This is a genomic window from Geodermatophilus sp. SYSU D00710 (assembly GCF_054050195.1).
In genome coordinates this window covers 1-20,110 of the sequence record NZ_JBJGYX010000079.1, presented here as the reverse complement: position 1 = coordinate 20,110, position 20,110 = coordinate 1, and the positions used below count along the sequence as shown (strand labels likewise).

Sequence of the window (20,110 nt, the reverse complement as noted above, 5' to 3'; positions counted from 1 at the left end):
CCGCCGCGCCCCCCCCCCCGCACCCGCCGCAGCACCAGCCAAACCCCCACCACGCCCCCCCCCCGCCCCACCCCCCCCCCCCCCCCCCCCCCCCCCCCCCCCCCCCCCCCCCCCCCCCCCCCCCCATCACTCCTGGGCGCGCGCCGGCCGAGGACAAGCCGGCGGGGTCAGCTTTCTGCGGGCGGGTTCTCCAGCCAGCTGAGCACCAGCTGCGCGTCGTGGGCGAGGGCGGCCAGGCGCGCCTCGAGCCGGCCCAGCTCTTGCGCGCAGGCCAGCCGGTCCTCGGTGCCGGTGCAGTCCGGGCACGCTCCGGCGGTCTGCTCCAGCCGGGCCAGCAGCAGCTCCGCGGCGGCGCGCACCGCCGCGACCTGCGCCGGGGTGTCGCCCCAGCGCAGCGGGAGCGGGAACCGGTCGACCGGCAGCCCGACCACGGTTGCGGCCCGGGCGAGCACACCGTGGTCGGTGAGGGTGGCGACGTGGTCCTTCGGCCACGGCTGGTGGCCGTCGACGACCTGGACGGGGAGCACGGACATGTCCGGCACCTCCACTTGACTGGCGACCCGGGGGCCGCGGCGGACGATCCGCGAGGTCAGCTGTGCCGGCGGCGCCGGTGGCTGCATTCGCCTGAGCTGCGCCGCCAGGACATGCGTGCGGGGGCTGATTGACGTGCTCGGCACCAGCGGGACCGTGCTTGCTGCGGCCGGCGGTGAGCCCGACGGGAAGCTGCCGGCCGCGCTCCGACGAGCGACAGCGCATCACGACGGGACCGGACCGATCGTGTCGGGACGGGCAGCACGGCAGGACAGGAGGTGAACCGACAACGCCACGCCCGCCCGCACACGAGACGGCTCGACATCTCGCGACCGCGAGAGCCTGCGGAACCGCCAGGGGCACAGCCAACAGCACGGCAAGGACGGAGGTGAAGGGCGGTACGCCGAGCTGTAGGTGAACTGCGGCGCGCACGCCTGGGGCGTGGGTCACCCCGGTGGTGCCTCGGGTTCCGGCGCGGGCGTCCCGGTCGCGGGGATCGACCCGGGGCAGTGCACGAGCCAGCCAGGGAGTGCTGCCGTAGAGGAGAGGGGGAGGTCGACCTTGATCGGAAGACATGGAGGAGGTGATGCGACGGGAAGAAAAGGCTGTGCTGCGGACATCCGTCCCATGAACCGTCCGGTGGCCTGCGGCTCCGTAGGCTGCGATCTCCGTCGTCGTGTAGCGAGCAGTTGAAGGGAGCGCTCGTGTCGGTCAGGCCGTCCGCAGGGCTCACGGTTCCGAACGCGGCCACATGGTGAGAGCGCTGAGGAGCCGGGTGAGGAGTCGGATCCTCGGCGTCCGGCAGCCAAGCTCGAGGGTGAGCACGGGCGAGATCTTGGCCGGCCTCCTGCTGCGCTCGGATACCTGGATGCACCGGCGGGTCGAATCCCTGCGCATGGACGCGAACGGCAGCACCAGGCTCCACGTCTCGGTGGACTACACCCTGCCCACCCCCGTGATCCCGCGCAGCCGCGACCGCGTGCTGCTTCCGCTCGGGCTCGTGCGGAAGGGGGCGCTGCGCACGGTCGACACCCGCGGGTCCTCGGGTCAGCCGCTGGCGATCCTGGACTCGGAGGAGAACGGCGACCTGGCGGTCGACATGCTTCTTGCGATCGCCGCCCAGGCGTTGCCGGCCGCGATCGCGTCTTCCGACGGGTGCCGGGAGGCCCTCGAATCGGTCGTCTTCTGCGGCGCCTGGGACGCCCGAAGAGCCGTGACACAGTTCGACGCCTGGCTGGAGCAGCAGCCCGGCGTCGAGCCGGGGCCCGCGCGAGACGTCTTCGCCGGGATGGTCCGCCAGCTTGCGAGCCTCTTCCTCTTTGCCGTCGAGGTTGCCGCCGATGGCGTCGGCACGAGGTCGATCGTCAAGTACTCCTACGAGGACGAGATTCCGACGATCCGAAAGATCCACATCCCGACGACCATCGGCCGCGATGTCCCGCAGTTCGGCATGGCAGCGAGCTGGCACTTCGAGGTGGAGGCCCCACCGGGGCTCGGCGTCCGTCGCCTACGCGTCCGGGAGTACCAAGCTGACGGCGCCGCCGTCGGTGCATGGGAGGAGTCGTCCTCCGGCCGGGACGTGGACACGGTGGCGCATGTTGCCTGCCGCCCGGAGCACAGGTTCACGACCGCGACGGCCGAGATTGTCCTGACCCCGCAGGTGCGTGGGCTGCCTCGCGCAGCGTTCTGGGGTGCGATGGCGACGCTCGGCCTTCTCGTTCTCGCGCTCGTGGCCCGCGGCTTCCCCGGCGTCTTCGTGGGCGCCGGCCCGGGAGGGTCGTCACCAGCCTCGATCTTGCTCGCCGGGCCCGCACTCCTGTTGTCGTGGCTCAGCCGAGCCCCCGAGCACGTCATGGTTGCTCGGCTGCTCTGGCCGCTCCGCTGGGTGCTTGTCCTGTCCTCGTTCGTGCTGTTCGGCATGGCGCTGATCGTCACCGTGCCGTTGCTGTCACCCTGGAAAACCATCGCGTGGGCGGTGCTTGCGGCTGTACAGCTATGGGCCGCCTATCGGGCAATCCGCCTCTACCGTTCTGTCGTACGGAGCACCTAGCGTGCGCACTACCTTGAAGGGAGGCGGGATGACCACAGACAGTGTTGCTGAGAACAGCGTCCGGCCCGGACGCTCTGCCAGCGAACCTGACATCGTGATCCACACCGCCGAGGGCTCCATCGTCGGGCAGGTCAAGAGCCTCAAGGGCCGTGGCGACGCAGAGGCCGTCATCGCTCAACTGCTCAAGGGCGGCCCACTCGCCGCCAGGGCACCTCGTCGTCGGTACTTCCGTGCGAAGCCGGCTGCCAAGTAGCGGCAAGCTCACGAAGACCGCGTGTGAACAAATCGCGATCTTGATGTGATAGCCGTCCGGCGAGGATCAACTACAGCTTGCTGGCCTGCGGAGACGCATTTCGGGGAGAACCCCACCCCACCCCGGGGCCTTCGCAGATCTCGCGGAGACCCCTCGCAGGACGACGAACCGCCCCGGACCTCCAGGTCCGGGGCGGTTCGTCGTCTCACGCACGTGTCAGACGGGCCGCGGGTCTCCGCCGCGGGGACGGCACGGGTGCTCGGCGTCGACGGCTCCGCCTCCGTCGTCAGGTCCGCGGGAGCGCGGCCGGGATCCCCCGTCCGCGGAGCCGCCCGGGTCCTGGCATCCTCTGTCCAACGGCGCGACGTCGACCGGTGCTCCTGACCTTCGCCGGTTCGGCGGCTCACGACGCAGGAGGTCGCATGAGCACGACGGCGGGGCGAGCGACGGGGCAGCCTGACCAGGAGCTCCGTCGGGGCGCCTTCAGCAACAGGCGGGTCTTCATCCTGGCGGCGATCGGCTCGGCGGTCGGGCTGGGCAACATCTGGCGGTTCCCGTACGTCGCCTACGAGAACGGCGGCGGTGCCTTCGTGGTGCCCTACCTGGTCGCACTCCTGACGGCGGGCATCCCGTTCCTCCTGCTCGACTACGCGATCGGCCACCGCCACCGCGGCTCCGCGCCGCTCTCCTTCGCCCGGCTGCGCCGTGGCACCGAGGGCCTCGGCTGGTGGCAGGTCGGCATCTGCTTCGTCATCGCCATCTACTACGCGGCGGTCATCGCCTGGGCGCTGCGGTACACCCTCTTCTCCCTCGACGAGGCGTGGGGCGCGGACCCCGAGGGGTTCTTCTTCGGGGAGTTCCTCCAGGCCGGAGACGTCGAGGTCACCGCCGACGTGGTGCCCGGGGTGCTCGTGCCGCTCCTGCTCGTCTGGCTGGCCGTCCTCGTGATCATGGCCCTGGGCGTCCAGCGCGGGATCGGTGCGACCTCGCTGGTCTTCATCCCGGTCCTGGTGCTCGCCTTCGCCGTCCTGGTGGTCCAGGCGCTGTTCCTGCCGGGCGCCGCTGCCGGCCTCGACGCGCTGTTCACTCCCGACTGGTCGGCACTCGCCTCGGCTCCCGTCTGGGCCGCCGCGTTCGGCCAGATCTTCTTCTCGCTGTCGATCGGCTTCGGCATCATGATCACGTACGCCTCGTACGTCGGCCGTCGCGAGGACATGATCGGCTCCGGTCTCGTCGTCGGCTTCTCGAACTCCGGCTTCGAGCTGCTCGCCGGCATCGGCGTGTTCGCCGCCCTGGGCTTCATGGCCCAGGCCGGCGGGGTCGCGGTCGGCGAGGTCGCCAGCGACGGGATCGGGCTGGCCTTCATCGCCTTCCCGACGATCATCAGCGAGGCCCCGGCCGGCGCGCTCCTCGGCGTCCTGTTCTACGGCTCGCTGGTCATCGCCGGCATCACCTCGCTGGTCAGCGTGATCGAGGTCGTGATCTCCGCCGTCCGTGACAAGCTCGACACCAGCCGCCTCACCGCGACCCTCGCGGTCGGCGTTCCCGCCGCTGTGCTGAGCCTGGTGCTGTTCAGCACCACGAGCGGCATCTACGTGCTCGACGTCGTGGACCACTTCGTCAACCAGTACGGCATCCTGGTCGTGGCGCTGATCAGCATGCTGATCGTCGCCTGGGTGCTGCGGGCCCTGGGCGGCCTCGGCGACCACCTCAACGTGCACGGCCGTCCCCGGGTCGGCACGGGCTGGCGCGTGCTGACGAGCCTCGTCGCCCCGGTGGGCCTGGGGGTCGTGCTCGTCCTCGCGCTGCGCGACGACCTCGCCGCGCCCTACGAGGACTACCCCACCTGGCTCCTGCTGGTCTTCGGCTGGCTGCTGGTCCTGGCGCTGCCGCTGGTCGGCTTCCTCCTCGCCCGGCTGCCGTGGCGCGCCGGGACCCACCTCGACGGGCCGCCACCCGGCTCCGATCCGGCGGCGCCGCTGCACGCGACGTCCGCGACTGATCCGGCCCGCCGCGACCGCCCGGTGACCGGGCACGACGAGGGAGGCATCCGGTGAGCGCGGCCGCGATCGTCATGATGGTGGTGGCGATGGTCGTCATCTGGGGCGGCCTCGCACTCGCCATCGCCAGCCTGGTGCGTCACGGCGCCGTCGAGGACCGCGCCGACGTCGTCCGCCGGGACCGCTGACCTCCCGTCGCGTCCGCACGGTGCCCGGGTCAGCCGGCGCCGGTGGTCCCCCCACGACCTGACCCCGGCCCACCGCTGGCCGACGTCCCGGGTCCACGCAGACCGGCCCAGGGCCCTTCGACGGCGCCGCTGCCGTACTCCGACACCACCCGCGCACCCCGACGGCGCCGACGGCGGTGGAGGAGGCGTTCCGGTGAGGGCCGACGAGGTGCCGATCGCCCACCACCGCGTGCCGGGCGGACTCCTGCGGGAACTCGCCGGGACCACCGGCCGGCAGGTCGCGGCTCCCCCCAGCTCGAGGAGCGGCAGCCGGGCCCGGAGATCCACACCCGGGCTGGTCATCCGGCTCGAGCGGACGACGCTGCGCCGGGTCCGACCGTGAACGGGCCGTCGGCCCGGCCACGGATGCTGGTCCGGAGCGTCTCGCTCCGCGAGAGTGGCGGCTGTCACCACCCGCCGAGACGAGGAGTGCCCGTGATCGAGAACCCCTTCTACACACCCGAGGTGCAGGGCGCCTACCGCATGCACTCCCTGGGCGGCTTCGACCTGGAGGAGGGCGGGCACATCCCCGACCTGCAGATGGCCTACGCCACCTACGGCGAGCTCAACGCGGCGAAGGACAACGCGGTCCTCATCCCCACCTGGTTCAGCGGCACCCACGCCACCTGGGAGATGGTCTACATCGGTCCCGGCCGCGCGCTGGACCCCAGCCGCTGGTTCATCGTGGTGGTCAACCAGATCGGCAACGGGCTGTGCACCTCACCGCACAACGCCGACGGCGACATCGCGATGTCGGGCTTCCCGCACGTCCGCATCGGCGACGACGTCCGCGCGCAGCAGCAGCTGGCCGCGGAGCTGTTCGGCATCGAACGGTGGGCGCTGGTCGTCGGCGGCTCCATGGGCGCGCAGCAGACCTACGAGTGGGCGGTGCGGTTCCCCGAGCAGGTGCTGCGGGCCGCACCCATCGCCGGCACCGCGCAGAACACCCCGCACGACTTCCTGTTCACCCAGACCCTGATGGACGCCATCACCTCCGACCCCGGCTGGAACGGCGGGGAGTACCGCTCACACACCGAGGTCGCCGACGGGCTGCGCCGGCACGCCGACATCTGGGCGGTGCTGGGCCTGTCGACCGAGTTCTGGAAGACCGGGTACTGGCGGCGGATCGAGCTGCCCGACGTCACCTGGTCGACGTTCGAGGAGTTCCAGGACCGCTTCGTCCGGGCGACGTTCCTCGCCATGGACCCCAACGCGCTGCTGAGCATGGCCTGGAAGTGGCAGCGCGGCGACGTCACCCGCCACACCGACGGGGACCTCGCCGCGGCGCTGGGCCGGATCACCGCGAGGACCTTCGTCATGCCGATCGACGAGGACATGTTCTTCCCCGTCCGCGACTGCGCCGCCGAGCAGGCACTCATCGCCGGCAGCGAACTGCGGGTTCTGCCCAGCATCGCCGGCCACTTCGGGCTGTTCGGCTTCGAGGAGACCTACCTCGACGAGGTCGACCGCAACCTCTCCGAGCTGCTCGGCACCCCGGTCTGACCCGCGGCGGGCGGCTCCCCGCCGGAGCCGCCCGCCCCAGCGACGACCGGTGGCCGAGCGTCCGTCCGGAGCCCGCACCGCCCTGCCGGACCCCGGCCGCCGGGTGACCCACCTGCGGTCGGCGGACCCCTCGGACAGCTGTGTGCGCGGCGCACATCCCCGGCGTCGCCTCTTGTGGGATGGGCACGTGGTGCATCGCAGCCGGCCACCCCAGCATGTGATCCGACCCACCGTGTCGTCCGCGTCCTCGACGGCTCGTCGTCGAGGACGCGGACGGCCGACGGCCGGACGAGGGAGTCCCAGTGTCACAGCGCAGGCGCACCACCTCCATCACGCTCGGCGTCGCGGCGGCGCTCGCGCTGCAGGCAGCACCGGCCGCAGCCGCACCGGGAGGTCCGGGCGCAGGCCCTCGGCCGTGCGCGGCCGGTGACACGGTCGAGGTCCCCGGCGCCGAGCACAGCGTGACCGCCTGCCTGCCCGACCTGACCACGTCCGGCCTGCAGCAGGCGCCCCCCGGCCAGTACACCGACGCCGCGGACTGGACGGGCCTGCACGTGCCCGGCACGCCGACCCCGACCGGTGTGCCGGGGTTGCAGATCGACGGCTACTTCCCCGACACGTCCACCTCCAACACCCTCCACGGCTGGAACCACGACAGCCAGTTCGTCCTCCGCATCCCGGACGACTGGAACGGCGGCCTCGTGGTGACCGGCGCACCCGGCACCCGCAAGCAGTACGCCTCCGACTTCCTCGTCTCGGACTTCGTGCTGGCCCAGGGCTTCGCCTACGCCTCGACGGACAAGGGCAACAACGGCGTCGACTTCTACCGGGACGGCGTCGCGCCCGGCGACGCCGTCATGGAGTGGCACGAGCGGGTGACCGAGCTCGCGGTCGCGGCCAAGACCGCCCTCCGCCAGCACCTCGGCAGGGCGCCGGAACGGACCTACATGGCCGGCATCAGCAACGGCGGCTACCTCGTGCGGTGGCAGCTGGAGAACCGGGCGCACCTCTACGACGGCGGCGTCGACTGGGAGGGCACCCTCTTCACCCCCGACGGGCCCAACCTCTTCACCTACCTGCCGACCGCGGTGCGCTACACCCTGGGTCAGGCGACCGCCGAGGAGATGTACGCCGCCGGTTTCGCGCGCGGCTCCGAGCCGCTGTGGGACTACCACGAGCAGGTCTACTGGGGCCTGACGCAGAAGACCTACCGGGCCGAGTTCGACCCCTCCTACGACCCCGCCTGCCCCGGGCCGACGGCCGGCACGAGCCTGCCCGCCATCCTGGCTCCGTGCCCGAGCGACGCCACCTACGACGCCTGGTTCGCCGACCCCCGGTCCGGGGCGGTGCACGACGCGCTCGCCCGGATCAGCCTGACAGGGAAGATCAAGAAGCCGCTGCTCACCCTGCACGGGACGCTCGACACCCTGCTGCCGATCGCCACCGACAGCGACGTCTACGCCGGGATGGTCGCGGACCGGAACCGGGACCGGCTGCACCGGTACTACCGCATCGAGGGCGGCAACCACGTCGACAGCCTGGTGACTCTCGACCCGCAGCACCTGCGGCCGATGCTGCCCTGCTTCCGCACGGCCTTCGACGCGCTCACGGGCTGGGTGGAGGAGGGGGTCCAGCCGCCGGCCGGCACGACGGTCCCGCGTCCGGCCGGGGTGGGCGCGACCGACCCGGCACTGCGGGACTCCTGCTCGCTGGGCTGAGCCGCCCCGTCGCCGTCGTGGGGGCCCCGGTGCGGACGCCGTCCGTGCCGGGGGCCCTCCGCCTCGCGGCCCGTCCCGCTCCCCGTCGCCAGGTGGGAGGACGGCGAGGAGCACGACGTCGCCGGTGTGCACGGCCATCGCTCGGAGGCGGCTCGCGGCTGCGGGCGTGGCACGACCTGCTGGTCGAACGCGCGGGCCGGCTGCCTCCTCACGGCGTCACCCAGTGCCTGACACGACGCGCGCCGGTCCCGGTCCTGCTCGCCGAGCCGCCACCACGACGAGGCGCCGGCGCCGACCCGGCGGCGGACCCCGCGCCGACGAGGACGGGCTCGTGACAGCCGCTCCCGCAGGGAACGGCCGCTGCGGGTGCCGTTCCTGCCCGCTGACCACCGGCGAGCGGGCGTCGGCGGCCTCCGGTCCGGTGCTCGTGGCCTCCGACGGCTCGCCCGGGGCCCAGCGCACCGCCGCCGCGTCCGCAGCCCTCCTCCGCGGCCGGGAGCTCGTGCGGGTCACCGTGGACGGCCACGGGAGCCGGTCCCGGCCGGCACGGTCCGGCTGCCCGACCTGGGCCGGTCGGGAAGCGCCCGCGCCATCGCGGCCACCCTCGCCGAGTACGCGGCCGACCGGGGTGCCGCCGTCATCGCCGTCGGCTCCCGGGGCCGGTCGGCCGTCCGGGAGTTCCTGCTCGGCAGCGTGGCCCGGGCGGTGCCCCACTCCGGAGGTGGTCATCGGTCCTCCTCTCCTCGGCCTACCCGGGGCAGACCGGTGCACGCCGCGGATCTCGTCGCACTCCCCCGGAGGAGGGAGCCGGCCCGCCCGGCTGCACTCCGCGCCGTCGGTGCCGATCACCGGAGCATGAACCCCATCGCGTGCCGAGCCGTGGCGCAGGCCGGCCTCGTCGCGGCCACCGCCTCGGCCGACGACGAGCGCCCCTGGCCCCTGCTGCTGGTCGCCGGCTGGCACACCACCGCCGCCGACCTGGTGCTGGCCGACGCCCGGCTGGCCGAGGAGGTCGCCGCCCTGCCGGTCTGACCGCACTCCCGGCGCCCGGGCCGGCGGGCGGGTCCCTCGGGATCCCGCCCGCCGGCGTCAGGGGTCAGTCCGACGTGCAGGTCCGGCCGTTGAGGGTGAACAGCCACGGCTCGGTGACCGGGGTCCCGCCGGCCGCCGTCGTGAAGGACAGCGGGATCTCCCGGCCGGGCCGGATGGTGCGGTTCCGGTCGAGGGACTCCACCGTCACGGACGCCCCGTCCTGCCGCGCCGTGCCGCCCCGCAGGTCCGACACGGTCTCGTCCTCGTGGAAGGTCCACTCCAGCCGCCAGTCCTCGACGGCGGTGGTGCCGGTGTTGCGGACCCGGACCTGGGTCGTGGCCCCCTGCGGCGAGGAGCCGGTCACCCGGAAGGAGACGTGGCAGGTGGGTGCCGGCACCGGCGGGTCGGCCAGCGCGATGAGCTCCCGGGCCTGCTCGGGGAACCACTGCCCGGCGGCGGGGTCGGGCGTCCGGTCGTCCGGGTGGGGCACCGCCGATCCGCGGTGGCAGGAGCCGTCCGACTCCCCGGGCACCTTGATCCACAGGTAGGCGTCGAGGAGCGCGTGCCCCGTCTCGGTCGTGGGCAGGTGGCCGAGCCCGCGGCCGGGCGGGTTGCACCAGTCCAGCGGGCTCGGGAAGCCGGCCGGCGGCGTCCAGGTGCCCTGCCCGTTGCGGCTGGTGTCGATGACGAAGTGCGCCTGGCCCGCCGGGTCGCGCGCCAGGCCGGTCCGGGCGAACGCCTCGTCGTAGGCGGCGTCGGTCCGGGTCCACGTCGCGAGGTCCGCGGGGTCGGCGGGGGAGTACTGGCTGCCGCACCAGGAGCGGTCCCACCAGCTGTTGAGGTCGAGGTGGATGCAGTCCGACACCCAGGTGCCGTACTTCTCGAGCCGCTCGGTGGCGACGTAGTTCGAGGCGTTGAGGAAGAAGCCGTCGGCGTCGGCCACCCCCGCCCGGATCAGCCGGTCGGTGATCTCGCCGACGCCCAGCCAGCCGCTGTGCGTCCCGTCGAGGTAGACGTCGGTGGCCGGCAACGCGCCGAGCACGTCGACGGCGTGCTCCAGCATGGTGAACCGGTCGGCGGCGGCCGTGGCCGGGTCGGCCTCGGCGGGCCGGCACCACTCCTGCTGACCGTCGAGGGTGGTGTACCAGGGGATGATGCCGAGGCCGTCCGGCTCGAGGACGACCACCGCCTCGCGGTCCCCGATGCCGGCGGCGAAGGCGTCGATCCAGGCCTCGTACTCGGCGACGCTCGTGGCACCGCCGGCGGAGTACTGGGCGCAGTCGCGGAACGGGACGTTGTAGGCGACGAGCACCGGCGCGGCGTCGTCCGCGTCGGCCGCGGCGACGACCTCCGCGACCCCGGCGCGGACCTCGTCGGGTGTGCCCCGGGTGAACCAGGTGGCCGAGGCGTACCCGCCGAGCAGTTGGGCGTCGGCGCGCGCCTGGCCCGCGAGGTCCTGGGCGGCCTCGAGGGTGGTGCTCTCCGGGTTGGTGGACAGCGGGGTGCCGGGCTCGAGGACGTCGTCGGCCGTGGCCGTCGCGGTGGGTCCGGCGAGCAGGAGCGTGGCGGTGGCCGCGACCGCGGTCGCCACCCGTCGCCTCGTCGTCGAGGCACGGGGCATGGAGGTCCTCCCAGGGGACGGGACGCAGGCGCGTCGAGATGTCCCGTCACTCTGAGTGGTTGAACGGCTACGGTCAACTCCGGGCGGGTCCGTGTCCCGGCGCGGTCGCCGGGACGCACCCGTCAGGTGCGCGCGTAGTGGCCGTTGGGCCCGTGCGAGCGGACCACGACCAGCACGTCCTCGCTCTGCAGCGTGCCGATCAGGGGGTCGTCGAAGCGGAGCGTGCGCCCGCCGCGGGTCACCGACAGCACGATGTCGCGCAGGTCGCGCGGGCCGAGGCCCACCTCGCCCGCGGTGACCTCGCGCTGCGAGAGGTCCAGTCCCTGGCCGCCGGTGACGAGGTCCTCGACCACCGAGACCACCCGGGGGCTGTCGGTGGACAGGCCCAGCAGCCGCCCCGCCGTGGCCGAGGTGGTGATGACCGTGTCGGCGCCGGACTGGCGCAGGAGCTGGGCGTTCTCCTCCTCGCGGACGCTGGTCGTGATCGGGACGCTGTGGTTGAGCTGGCGCACGGTCAGCGTGATGAGCACCGCCGCGTCGTCGCGGTTGGCCGCCACGATGACCGCCCGTGCCCGCTCGACGTGCGCCCGGCGCAGCACGTCCGTGCGGCCGGCGTCCCCGACGATCCCGGTCAGCCCGGTGGAGTTGGCCTCGTCGATCGCCCGCGTCTCGGGATCGACGACGACGATGTTCTCGAGCGGCGTGCCCGTGGCCTGCAGGGAGCGGATGGCGCTGCGCCCCTTGGTGCCGTAGCCGCACACGATGACGTGCTGGCGCACGCGGGACCTCCAGCGTCGGATGCGGAACTCCTCGCGCGAGCGCGCGGTGAGCGCCTCGAGGGTCGTCCCGATGAGCACGATCAGGAACATGACCCGCAGCGGCGTGATGACGGCGAAGTTGAACAGACGGGCGCCGTCGGTCACGGGCACGATGTCGCCGTAGCCCGTGGTCGAGAGCGAGACCGTGGAGTAGTAGGCGGCGTCGAGCAGCGTGACGTCGCCGTCGGCGTTGTCCCGGTAGCCGTCCCGGTCGAGCCACACCAGCAGGATGGTGATCACCAGGATGACCGTCGCGATGAGCAGGCGCCGGGTCACCTGGCGGATCGGCGAGGGCTCCTCGTGGGCGATCTGCACCCCGGTGTGCGGGTCCTCACCCGCGCCGTGTCCGCCCATCACGTGGCGGACGATAGCGAGCGGACGGCGGTCGGGCGTGCAGGACGCCGCGGCCGCCGCCCGAACGGGTCAGCCCTGCCCGGCCGCCTCCCGCTCCCGCGCGGCCAGCTCGCGCTTGAGCACCTTGCCCGCCGCCGACACCGGGATGGCGTCGATGAAGACGACGTCGCGCAGCCGCTTGTAGTGCGTGACCCGGTCGTTGACCGCGGCCATCACCGACTCGGCGGTCAGCGCCCGCCCGGCGTCGTCGTCGCGGCGGACGACGTAGGCCACCGGGAGCTCGCCCGCGGCCTCGTCGGGCCGGCCGACGACGGCGGCGCCGGCCACCCCGGGGACGCCGAAGAGGACCTCCTCGAGCTCGCGCGGGAAGACGTTGTAGCCCTTGTAGAGCAGCATGTCCTTGGTGCGGTCGACGATCGACAGGTAGCCGTCCTCGTCGATGACGCCGACGTCGCCGCTGTGGAACCAGCCGTCGGCGTCGATGGACTCCGCGGTCGCCTCGGGCCGGTGGGCGTAGCCGCGCATGACCTGGGGGCCGCGGATGCACACCTCGCCGCGCTCGCCCACCGGCAGCGGGTCGCCGCCGCCGAGCGGGCGGATGCTGATCTCGGTGTCGAAGATGGGCACCCCGACCGTGCCGGCCTTGCGGGTGCCCGAGCGGAACGACGGGTTGCCGGTGGCCATCATGGTGACCTCGGTCAGCCCGTAGCCCTCGCCGATGACCGCGTTGGGCAGCAGCGCCTGCAGCCGCTCGATCAGCGGCACCGGCAGCGGGGCGGCGCCGCTGGAGACCCCGCGCACGGACGAGAGGTCGGCGTCCTCGATGCCGGGCACCTGCAGCAGCGCCACGAACACCGGCGGGGCGCCCCCGATGCTGGTCACCCGGTACCGCACGGCGTCCTCGACGTACTTGACCGGGTCGAACCGCATGTGGATGACCGTCGTGGTCCCGGCCATGACCATGCCGTTGAGGTAGCCGATGGCGCCCATGGCGTGGAACCACGGGGTGAGGTTGACCAGCCGGGCCTCGCCGAGCCGGATCGGGTACTCGTCCTCGCCGAGCACCTGCCGGAGGGTGACGTCGCCGGCCTCGTCGAGCTCGGGCAGCGATCCGGAGGTCCAGCACGCCGACTGCAGCACGTTGGTGACGACGTTGCGGTGCGGCAGCTCCACGCCTTTGCTCACGCCGGTGGTGCCGCCGGTGTAGGCCAGGTGCGCGAGGTCGGCGGCGGGGTCGAGGCCGGCGTCGAGCCGGCGGTCGGTGGGGTCGGCGGCCATCAGGTCGGCGAGGTCGACGTCGCCGTCCTCCAGGCCCGGCAGGCGCGCGCCGAGGTCGAGGGTGTGCGCCTCACCGGTGACGACGACGGTCCGCACCGGCGTCGCCGCCAGCGCCGAGCGCACGAAGGGCAGCACCTGGTCCCAGGTGACCAGCACCGTCGCGCCGGAGTCGGTGAGCTGGGCGGCGAGCTCAGCCGCGGGCAGCAGCGGGTTGGTGGGGGAGAACACCGCGCCGGCCATGACCACGCCGTAGTAGACGGCGGGGTACTGGCGGCAGTTCGGGATGTGCACCGCCACCACGTCGCCGCGGCGCACGCCGTTGTCGGCCAGCCAGTTGGCGACCGCGGCGGCCCGCGCGCCGAGCTCCTCGTAGGAGAGCTCGACGTCGTGGTCGACGAACGCCGTCCGGGTGCCCCAGCGGCGCACCGCCGCGCGCAGGATCGACCCGACCGGGACCTGCGGGTACTCCAGCGAGCGGGGCAGCCCGGGCGGCCAGCTGGCCGCGGTGGGGGTCGGGACGGGCTGCGTGGCGGTCATCCGGGGTCCTCCGTGTCGGGGTGCGAGCCGGCACAGCGTGGCTCACGTCACAGCCGGCTGTCGAGAGCTGCACGGTCCGTGCACGTCCGCGGACGTGCACGTGTCAGACGGCGGGGTCGCTGACCAGGGAGCCCGCCCGGTGCTCGGTGCGCAGCGACGTCTTGAGCACCTTGCCGCTGGGGTTGCGCGGCAGCGCCGGCACGAAGGCGTACTCGCGCGGGTGCTTGTAGCGGGCCAGCCGCTCACGGCACCACGCGGTGAGCTCCTCGGGGGTGGGCGGCGCGTCGGGGTCCCGCGGGGCGACGACGGCCAGCGGCGCCTCGCCGTAGCGGGCGTCCGGGACGCCGATGAGCGCCACCTCGGCCACGCCGGGGTGGGCGGCGAGCACGTCCTCGACCTCGGCGCAGTACACGTTCTCGCCGCCGGTGATGATCATGTCCTTCTTGCGGTCGACGACGTAGATGTAGCCCTCCTCGTCCTGCCGGACCAGGTCGCCGGAGTGGAACCACCCGCCGGCGAACGCCTCCGCCGTCGCCTCGGGCTTGCCCCAGTACTCCCTCATCACCATCGGGCTGCGGTAGACGATCTCGCCCACCTCGCCCTGCGGCACGTCCTGCATCCGGTCGTCGACCACGCGGACCTCGACGTTGAGCATCGGCGTGCCGACCGAGCCGATCTTGCGCACCGAGTCCTCACCGCGCAGGAAGCAGGTGACCGGGCTGCACTCGGTCTGCCCGAAGGCGGTGACGACCTCGGCCTGCGGGAACGTGTCGATCATCGTCCGCAGCAGGCCGGTCGACGCCGGGGCCGCGCCCCAGGAGATGCGCCGCAGCGACGACAGGTCGCGGTCGGCGATGCCCGGGACGGCGACGACGGCCGCCCACATCGCCGGCACCAGGAAGATGCTGCTGACCCGCTCCCGCTCGACGAGGTCGAGGGTGGCCACCGGGTCGAAGCCGCCCGAGCGCAGGATCACGTGGGTGCCGCCGAGCAGCAGCGGCGGCAGGCCCCCGGCCAGCCCGGCGATGTGGAACAGCGGCGCGCCCGGCACGGCGACCCGGTCGTCGGGGTCCCAGCCGAGGTGGGTGACCTGGCTGAAGACGTGCATGAGCAGGTTGCGGTGGGTGAGCACGGCGCCCTTGGGCCGGCCCGTGGTGCCTGAGGTGTACATGATGAACGCGGGCGCGGACTCGTCGACCTCGGTGTCGAGCGGCTCGGCCGCAGCGGCGGCCAGGGCGTCCTCGAGGTCCCCGCCGATGGTGAGCACGGTGCGCACGTCCGGCGCCTGCTCGCGGGCCTTGGTGGCCACCTCGGTCAGCGCGGCGTCGACGACGAGGGCGGTGGCGCCGGAGTCGGTGAGCACGTAGGCGACCTCGTCGGCCACCAGCCGGAAGTTGACCGGGACGACGACCGCGCCCAGCCGCACGCCGGCGAGGTAGGACTCCCAGACCTCCATCGAGTTCAGGCCCAGCACCGCGACGCGGTCGCCCGGGCCGACCCCGCGGTCGGCCAGCGCGCGGGCGAGCCGGGTGACCCGCTCGTCGACCTCCGCGTAGGTGCGCCCGCCGCCGTCGAACCGCAGCGCCCATGCGTCCGGGGTCCGGCGGGCCCAGCGGGCGAGCTGGTCGGCGGCGGTCATGCCGCGGCCCTGCAGAACGGGGATCGGGGCGCTCACGGGTCCTCCTCGGCTCCGGATGTGACCCGCGTCATGCTGCTGGGGACCGGAGCCGGCGGTCAACGGGCGGGCCTCAGCCCTCCGGACGGGCGAAGAGCATCCGGGCGGCGAGCCCCTTCCACAGCGCCAGGTGCGGATCGGTCGCGGGCGGCCGGTCGGCGAAGGCGTAGACGCAGGCCACGCCGCGCATGCTGGTGAACAGCAGCTCGCACAGCTCGGCGTAGAGGGGCGCGGCCGCGATCTCCGGGCCCCAGATCCCGTCGGCCACCCGGCGGATCGCCGCGCGCAGCCGCCGCTCCTCGGCCCGCAGCGCCGTCCGCAGCCCCGGGTCGGTGCGCGCCGCCGTCCACAGCTCCATGGCCGCCCAGAACGGCGGCTCGTGGAAGGTCGCCCACATCAGGTCGATGGCGCGGTCCACCCGCTCCGGGCCGGGCGGCTGGTCGGCCATGACCGCGGCCGCCCGATCCTCGACCTCGGCCAGCAGGGTGGTCGACACGTGCCCGGCCGCGGCGACCAGCAGCTCGGCGCGGGACGGGAAGTGGTGCAGCAGCCGGCCGCGCGACACCCCGGCCCGCGCCTGGACGGCGAGGGTGGAGGCGCCGGCGTACCCGTCCTGGACCAGGCAGGCGACGGCGGCGTCGAGGATGAGCGCCCGGCTGTCGGCCGTCCGCGCGGAGCGGGTCCGCGGCGGGCCGTCGACCGGGACGGGGTCGGCGGTCACCGGGGCAGGGTAGGCGCCACGCCCGGCGTCCAACAGTCACCGTTGACCGTCGCGGGTGACCGGTGTCACGCTGCGGCGCGACCGGCCCGACGAGCAGGAGGCGCCCGCGTGGACTTCGACGACACACCCGAGGAGGCCACCTACCGGGCCCGGGTCCGGTCGGTGCTCACCGACCGCGCGGCCGACCTGCTGCACGTGGCGCCCGGCGTGCCGGTCGACGCCCGCACGCGCGAGGCGGAGCTGCGCGCGACCCAGCGGGTGCTGGCCGAGGAGGGGCTGGTGGGGGTCACCTGGCCGCGCGGGTACGGCGGGCAGGGCGGCACGCTGGTGCAGCAGGCGATCGTGGCGCAGGAGCTGGCCCGCGCCCGGGTGCCCACGCTGATCAACCACATCGGCATCGGCATGTGCGGGCCCACCGTCATCGCCCACGGCAGCGACGACCAGCGGTCCCGCTACCTGGCCCGGCTGCTGCGCGCCGACGACGTCTGGTGCCAGCTGTTCAGCGAGCCGGCGTCGGGCTCGGACCTCGCCGCGCTGCGCACGTCGGCGGTCCGCGACGGCGAGGACTGGGTGGTCAACGGCCAGAAGGTGTGGACGACGCTGGCGCACGTCAGCGACTTCGGCATCCTGCTGACCCGCACCGACCCGGAGAAGCCCAAGCACGCCGGGCTGACGATGTTCGTCGTCGACATGCACGCCCCCGGCGTCACGGTGCGGCCGCTGCGCCAGATGAGCGGCGGCGCGGACTTCAACGAGGTGTTCTTCGACGACGTCCGCATCCCCGACGCCGAGCGGCTCGGCGAGCCCGGCGAGGGCTGGCGGGTCGCGCTCACCACGCTGATGAACGAGCGGGTGGCCATCGGCGGCGCCGGCAGCGACATCGGCCAGTCCGCCGAGGCGCTGGCCGCGCACGCCCGCGAGCGGCTGCCCGCCCTCGACCCGGAGCGGCAGGCGCTGGCCCGGCAGGCGGTCGGCCGGGCGCTGGTCGCCTCGCTGGCCACCCGCTACACCGGCTACCGCCGGTTCACCACGCTGTCCCAGGGCGGCGTGCCGGGCCCCGAGGCCAGCGCCGGCAAGCTCGGCGGCACCGCCGCGGCCCGGCTGGTCGCCGACGCCGGCGTCCGGCTGCTCGGCGACGACGCCGTCCTCGGCGCCACCGCCGGCGGCGACGACACCTGGCAGCGGGCGCAGGCCTACGTGCCGGGCATCGCGATCGCCGGCGGCACCGACCAGGTGCTGCGCAACATCCTCGGCGAGCGGGTGCTGGGCCTGCCGCCGGAACCGCGCACCGACAAGACCGCCCCCTTCTCCTCCGGAGGACGACGGTGAACTTCGACCTCTCCGACGACCAGCGGGCGGCCGCGGGCGGCGCGCGCGACTTCTTCACCGGCTCGGTGCCGCTGTCGGCCGCGCGGGCCGCGCTCGACGGCGACGGCGTCCCGGCCCCGGGCCGCAAGGCGCTGGCCGACATCGGCTTCCTCGGGGTCACCGTGCCCGAGTCGGCCGGCGGCGCGGGCGGCAGCGTGCTCGACCTCGCCGTCGTCGCCGAGCAGGCCGGCGCGGTGCTGGCCGGGCCGTCGCTGGTCACCGCGGCGCGCGCCGCGGTGCTGCTGGAGGGAGCGCCCGACCTCGCCGCGCAGCTCGCCGACGGGTCGGCGGCGATCGCGGTGCTCGACGGCCCGGTCACCGGCTCGGCGCCGTCGATCGACGCCGCCGACGCCACGCTGTTCCTCGGCCTCGACGGCGGGGCACTGGTCGCGGGCGAGGGCGAGGTCGTGCCCGGCCGGCCGCTGGACGCCACCCGCGGCCTGGCCCGGGTGCGGCTGACCTCCCGCCGGGTGCTCGCCGAGGACGCCGGTGCGCTGTGGGCGCGGGCGCGGCAGGTGGCCGCGGTCGTGCTGGCCGCCGAGGACCTCGGCGCCGCCGACCGCGCGGTGCTCATGGGCGTGCAGTACGCGCAGCAGCGCGAGGCGTTCGGCCGGCTCATCGGCTCCTACCAGGCGGTCAAGCACATGCTGGTCGACGCCTGGGTGGGCGTGGACCAGCTGCGCTCGCTGGTGTGGTGGGCGGCGTGGGCGGCCGACTCCGCGCCCGACGAGCTGCCGCTGGCCGCCTCCGCCGCGAAGGCCTACGCCGCCGAGGTGTTCGAGCGGGCGGCCGAGACGGTGGTGCAGGTGCACGGCGGCATCGGGTTCACCTGGGAGCACGACGCGCACCTGTACTGGCGCCGCGCCAAGACCGACCGGCTGCTGCTCGGCGACGCCGCCGAGCACCTCGACACCGTCACCCGCCTGGCCGTGGCCGGCGCCCTGGGCTGACCCCCTGTCGTGCACCTCCGCGGAAGTGCACGGCGCACCGTGCCCACCTCGACCCGGGAGCCCACCACGGAATCGACGCAGCTGCGCTACGAGGTCGCCGACGGCGTCGCCACGATCACCCTCGACCGGCCGGACCGGCTCAACGCCTTCACCCCGGTGATGGCCGCCGAGCTCGCGCGGACCGCGGCCGCCGCCGACGCCGACGACGCGGTGCGGGTCGTCGTCGTCACCGGGGCCGGGCGGGCGTTCTGCGCCGGTGCCGACCTCGCCGCGGGTCCCGGCGGGCTCGGGGACCGCGCCCGCGGCGGGATCGGCGCTGCCGCCGAGCCCGGCCGCGGCAGCGTCGACGGCGTCCCGCGGGACTGGGGCGGCATCGCCGCGCTGCCCTTCGCCGCGCTGCGCAAGCCGGTGATCGCCGCCGTCAACGGCCCGGCGGTGGGCATCGGGGCGACCCTGACCCTGCCGATGGACGTCCGGATCGCCGCGGAGTCCGCGCGGTTCGGGTTCGTCTTCGTCCGCCGCGGCATCACCCCGGAGGCGGCGTCGACGTGGTTCCTGCCCCGGGTGGTCGGGATCAGCCAGGCGGTGGAGTGGGTGGCGACCGGCCGGGTGTCCGACGCGGCCGAGGCACTGCGCGGGCGGCTGGTGTCGCGCGTGGTGCCCGACGCGGAGCTGCTGCCCACCGCGCTGGGGCTGGCCCGCGAGATCGCCGACAACACCTCCGGGGTCGCCGTCGCCGCCGCCCGCCGGATGCTGTGGTCGATGCTCGGCGCGCCCTCGCCGTGGGACGCGCACCGCGCCGAGTCCCGGGCGCTGGCCGAGCTCACCGCCGGCCCGGACGTGGAGGAGGGGGTGGCCGCGTTCCTCGCCAAGCGGCCCCCGGAGTTCACCGCCCCGCTGGGGGAGGGGCCGGTGGCCGGCGTCCCGCCCTGGCCGGCGCCCCCGGACGACGTCGGTCCCTGACCGTTCCCTCAGGCGAGCAGCCGATGGGCGGCACCGACGGCCCGGTAGGTCGCCACCACTCGCGCGCCCCGCAGTCCTCCTGGGCCGCGGCGTGCGACTCGTGCCAGGACGCGGAGGCGGCGACCAGCACGCTCGTGTCGGCCGCGATCACCGCCGGGTGTTCTCGAGCGCCTCGCGCACCTGCTCGGCGGTGAGCGGGGGGAGGTCCACCTCCGTCACGGCCCGGATGCCCCCCGCGGACTCCTCCAGGCGCATGGCCACCGGCGCCGGCTCGATCTCCAGCCGCCCGTCGCGGACCTGGCCGGAGACCTCGTCCCCCGCCCGCAGTCCCAGTGCATCCCGCAGGGCCTTGGGGACCACGAGACGCCCGGCGCCGTCGATGGTCGTCCGCATGGCAGAAGGAGCCCATCGGTGCATCCAGAAACGGCCCTGACGTGGGCCGCCCCCCCGTGGGCCCCCCGCCCCCCCCCCCCCCCCCCCCCCCCCCCCCCCCCCCCCGCCCGCGCGCCCC

Annotated in this window: 18 protein-coding genes and 1 pseudogene; 12 read left to right on the top strand and 7 right to left on the bottom strand. The window is 74.4% G+C overall.

Translation table 11 applies throughout. From position 1 onward, the window contains the following. Positions 1-167: 167 nt before the first annotated feature. On the bottom strand, positions 168-533 hold the full coding sequence (locus ACI78U_RS23020; protein ID WP_456877726.1) for a hypothetical protein: 366 nt from the start codon (positions 531-533) through the stop codon (positions 168-170). A gap of 815 nt (positions 534-1,348) precedes the next feature. Between ACI78U_RS23020 and ACI78U_RS23015 the strand changes: the two genes are divergently transcribed. The 9 genes and pseudogenes from ACI78U_RS23015 (at position 1,349) to ACI78U_RS22975 (ending at position 9,314) form a co-directional block, all read left to right on the top strand. Next, complete coding sequence (locus ACI78U_RS23015; protein ID WP_456877725.1) at positions 1,349-2,581, top strand: hypothetical protein; 1,233 nt, start codon at positions 1,349-1,351, stop codon at positions 2,579-2,581. A gap of 28 nt (positions 2,582-2,609) precedes the next feature. Further along, positions 2,610-2,834, top strand: a complete 225-nt coding sequence (locus ACI78U_RS23010) for a hypothetical protein (RefSeq protein ID WP_456877724.1) — start codon at positions 2,610-2,612, stop codon at positions 2,832-2,834. Between the two features lie 422 nt (positions 2,835-3,256). Continuing rightward, positions 3,257-4,891: a sodium-dependent transporter gene (locus ACI78U_RS23005; RefSeq protein ID WP_456877723.1), complete on the top strand. Its 1,635-nt coding sequence runs from the start codon at positions 3,257-3,259 to the stop codon at positions 4,889-4,891. Further along, positions 4,888-5,022, top strand: a complete 135-nt coding sequence (locus ACI78U_RS23000) for a methionine/alanine import family NSS transporter small subunit (RefSeq protein ID WP_456877722.1) — start codon at positions 4,888-4,890, stop codon at positions 5,020-5,022. Before ACI78U_RS23005 ends, ACI78U_RS23000 begins: the two co-directional genes overlap by 4 nt. Before the next feature lie 193 nt (positions 5,023-5,215). After that, a complete protein-coding gene (locus tag ACI78U_RS22995; RefSeq protein ID WP_456877721.1) occupies positions 5,216-5,404 on the top strand; it encodes a hypothetical protein in 189 nt (62 codons plus the stop codon). Between the two features lie 92 nt (positions 5,405-5,496). Further along, positions 5,497-6,564 carry an alpha/beta fold hydrolase gene (locus ACI78U_RS22990; RefSeq protein ID WP_456877720.1) on the top strand — a complete coding sequence of 356 codons (1,068 nt, stop codon included), beginning with the start codon at positions 5,497-5,499 and terminating at the stop codon, positions 6,562-6,564. 461 nt (positions 6,565-7,025) lie between these two features. Beyond that, positions 7,026-8,282, top strand: coding sequence for a tannase/feruloyl esterase family alpha/beta hydrolase (locus ACI78U_RS22985; protein WP_456877719.1), 1,257 nt, complete (start codon positions 7,026-7,028; stop codon positions 8,280-8,282). A gap of 366 nt (positions 8,283-8,648) precedes the next feature. Continuing rightward, positions 8,649-8,978: pseudogene (locus ACI78U_RS22980) on the top strand (universal stress protein); the annotation flags it as partial. Positions 8,979-9,137: 159 nt separating this feature from the next. Then, positions 9,138-9,314 (top strand): hypothetical protein, encoded by a 177-nt coding sequence (locus ACI78U_RS22975; RefSeq protein WP_456877728.1) that lies wholly within the window; start codon positions 9,138-9,140, stop codon positions 9,312-9,314. Between the two features lie 64 nt (positions 9,315-9,378). Here ACI78U_RS22975 and ACI78U_RS22970 read toward each other — a convergent pair whose 3' ends face one another. The 5 genes from ACI78U_RS22970 to ACI78U_RS22950 all read right to left on the bottom strand — a co-directional run bounded on the left by ACI78U_RS22970 (position 9,379) and on the right by ACI78U_RS22950 (position 16,318). Beyond that, complete coding sequence (locus ACI78U_RS22970) at positions 9,379-10,905, bottom strand: glycoside hydrolase family 6 protein (RefSeq protein WP_456877718.1); 1,527 nt, start codon at positions 10,903-10,905, stop codon at positions 9,379-9,381. A gap of 152 nt (positions 10,906-11,057) precedes the next feature. Further along, positions 11,058-12,107 (bottom strand): potassium channel family protein, encoded by a 1,050-nt coding sequence (locus ACI78U_RS22965; protein WP_456877727.1) that lies wholly within the window; start codon positions 12,105-12,107, stop codon positions 11,058-11,060. Between the two features lie 69 nt (positions 12,108-12,176). Further along, positions 12,177-13,922 carry a class I adenylate-forming enzyme family protein gene (locus tag ACI78U_RS22960; RefSeq protein WP_456877717.1) on the bottom strand — a complete coding sequence of 582 codons (1,746 nt, stop codon included), beginning with the start codon at positions 13,920-13,922 and terminating at the stop codon, positions 12,177-12,179. A 103-nt stretch (positions 13,923-14,025) separates the two neighbouring features. Beyond that, complete coding sequence (locus tag ACI78U_RS22955) at positions 14,026-15,597, bottom strand: long-chain-fatty-acid--CoA ligase (RefSeq protein WP_456877716.1); 1,572 nt, start codon at positions 15,595-15,597, stop codon at positions 14,026-14,028. Between the two features lie 73 nt (positions 15,598-15,670). Further along, a complete protein-coding gene (locus ACI78U_RS22950; RefSeq protein WP_456877715.1) occupies positions 15,671-16,318 on the bottom strand; it encodes a TetR/AcrR family transcriptional regulator in 648 nt (215 codons plus the stop codon). 108 nt (positions 16,319-16,426) lie between these two features. Between ACI78U_RS22950 and ACI78U_RS22945 the strand changes: the two genes are divergently transcribed. Genes ACI78U_RS22945 through ACI78U_RS22935 form a run of 3 tightly spaced genes read left to right on the top strand, consistent with a single transcriptional unit; the run spans position 16,427 to position 19,599 of the window. Further along, positions 16,427-17,647, top strand: a complete 1,221-nt coding sequence (locus ACI78U_RS22945) for an acyl-CoA dehydrogenase family protein (RefSeq protein ID WP_456877714.1) — start codon at positions 16,427-16,429, stop codon at positions 17,645-17,647. Continuing rightward, positions 17,644-18,636, top strand: a complete 993-nt coding sequence (locus ACI78U_RS22940) for an acyl-CoA dehydrogenase family protein (protein WP_456877713.1) — start codon at positions 17,644-17,646, stop codon at positions 18,634-18,636. The genes ACI78U_RS22945 and ACI78U_RS22940 overlap by 4 nt, the downstream gene beginning before the upstream one ends. Positions 18,637-18,675: 39 nt before the next feature. Next, a complete protein-coding gene (locus tag ACI78U_RS22935; RefSeq protein WP_456877712.1) occupies positions 18,676-19,599 on the top strand; it encodes an enoyl-CoA hydratase-related protein in 924 nt (307 codons plus the stop codon). 147 nt (positions 19,600-19,746) lie between these two features. On the opposite strand, the gene ACI78U_RS22930 is transcribed toward ACI78U_RS22935, so the two are convergent. Continuing rightward, positions 19,747-19,992: an AbrB/MazE/SpoVT family DNA-binding domain-containing protein gene (locus ACI78U_RS22930; RefSeq protein ID WP_456877711.1), complete on the bottom strand. Its 246-nt coding sequence runs from the start codon at positions 19,990-19,992 to the stop codon at positions 19,747-19,749. Positions 19,993-20,110: the final 118 nt, after the last annotated feature.

Coding starts and splice junctions, on each gene's coding strand:
- ACI78U_RS22975 (WP_456877728.1), top strand. CDS start 9,138: ATGAACCCCATCGCGTGCCGAGCCGTGGCGCAGGCCGGCCTCGTCGCG.
- ACI78U_RS22960 (WP_456877717.1), bottom strand. CDS start 13,922: ATGACCGCCACGCAGCCCGTCCCGACCCCCACCGCGGCCAGCTGGCCG.
- ACI78U_RS22965 (WP_456877727.1), bottom strand. CDS start 12,107: ATGGGCGGACACGGCGCGGGTGAGGACCCGCACACCGGGGTGCAGATC.
- ACI78U_RS23010 (WP_456877724.1), top strand. CDS start 2,610: ATGACCACAGACAGTGTTGCTGAGAACAGCGTCCGGCCCGGACGCTCT.
- ACI78U_RS23020 (WP_456877726.1), bottom strand. CDS start 533: ATGTCCGTGCTCCCCGTCCAGGTCGTCGACGGCCACCAGCCGTGGCCG.
- ACI78U_RS23005 (WP_456877723.1), top strand. CDS start 3,257: ATGAGCACGACGGCGGGGCGAGCGACGGGGCAGCCTGACCAGGAGCTC.
- ACI78U_RS22930 (WP_456877711.1), bottom strand. CDS start 19,992: ATGCGGACGACCATCGACGGCGCCGGGCGTCTCGTGGTCCCCAAGGCC.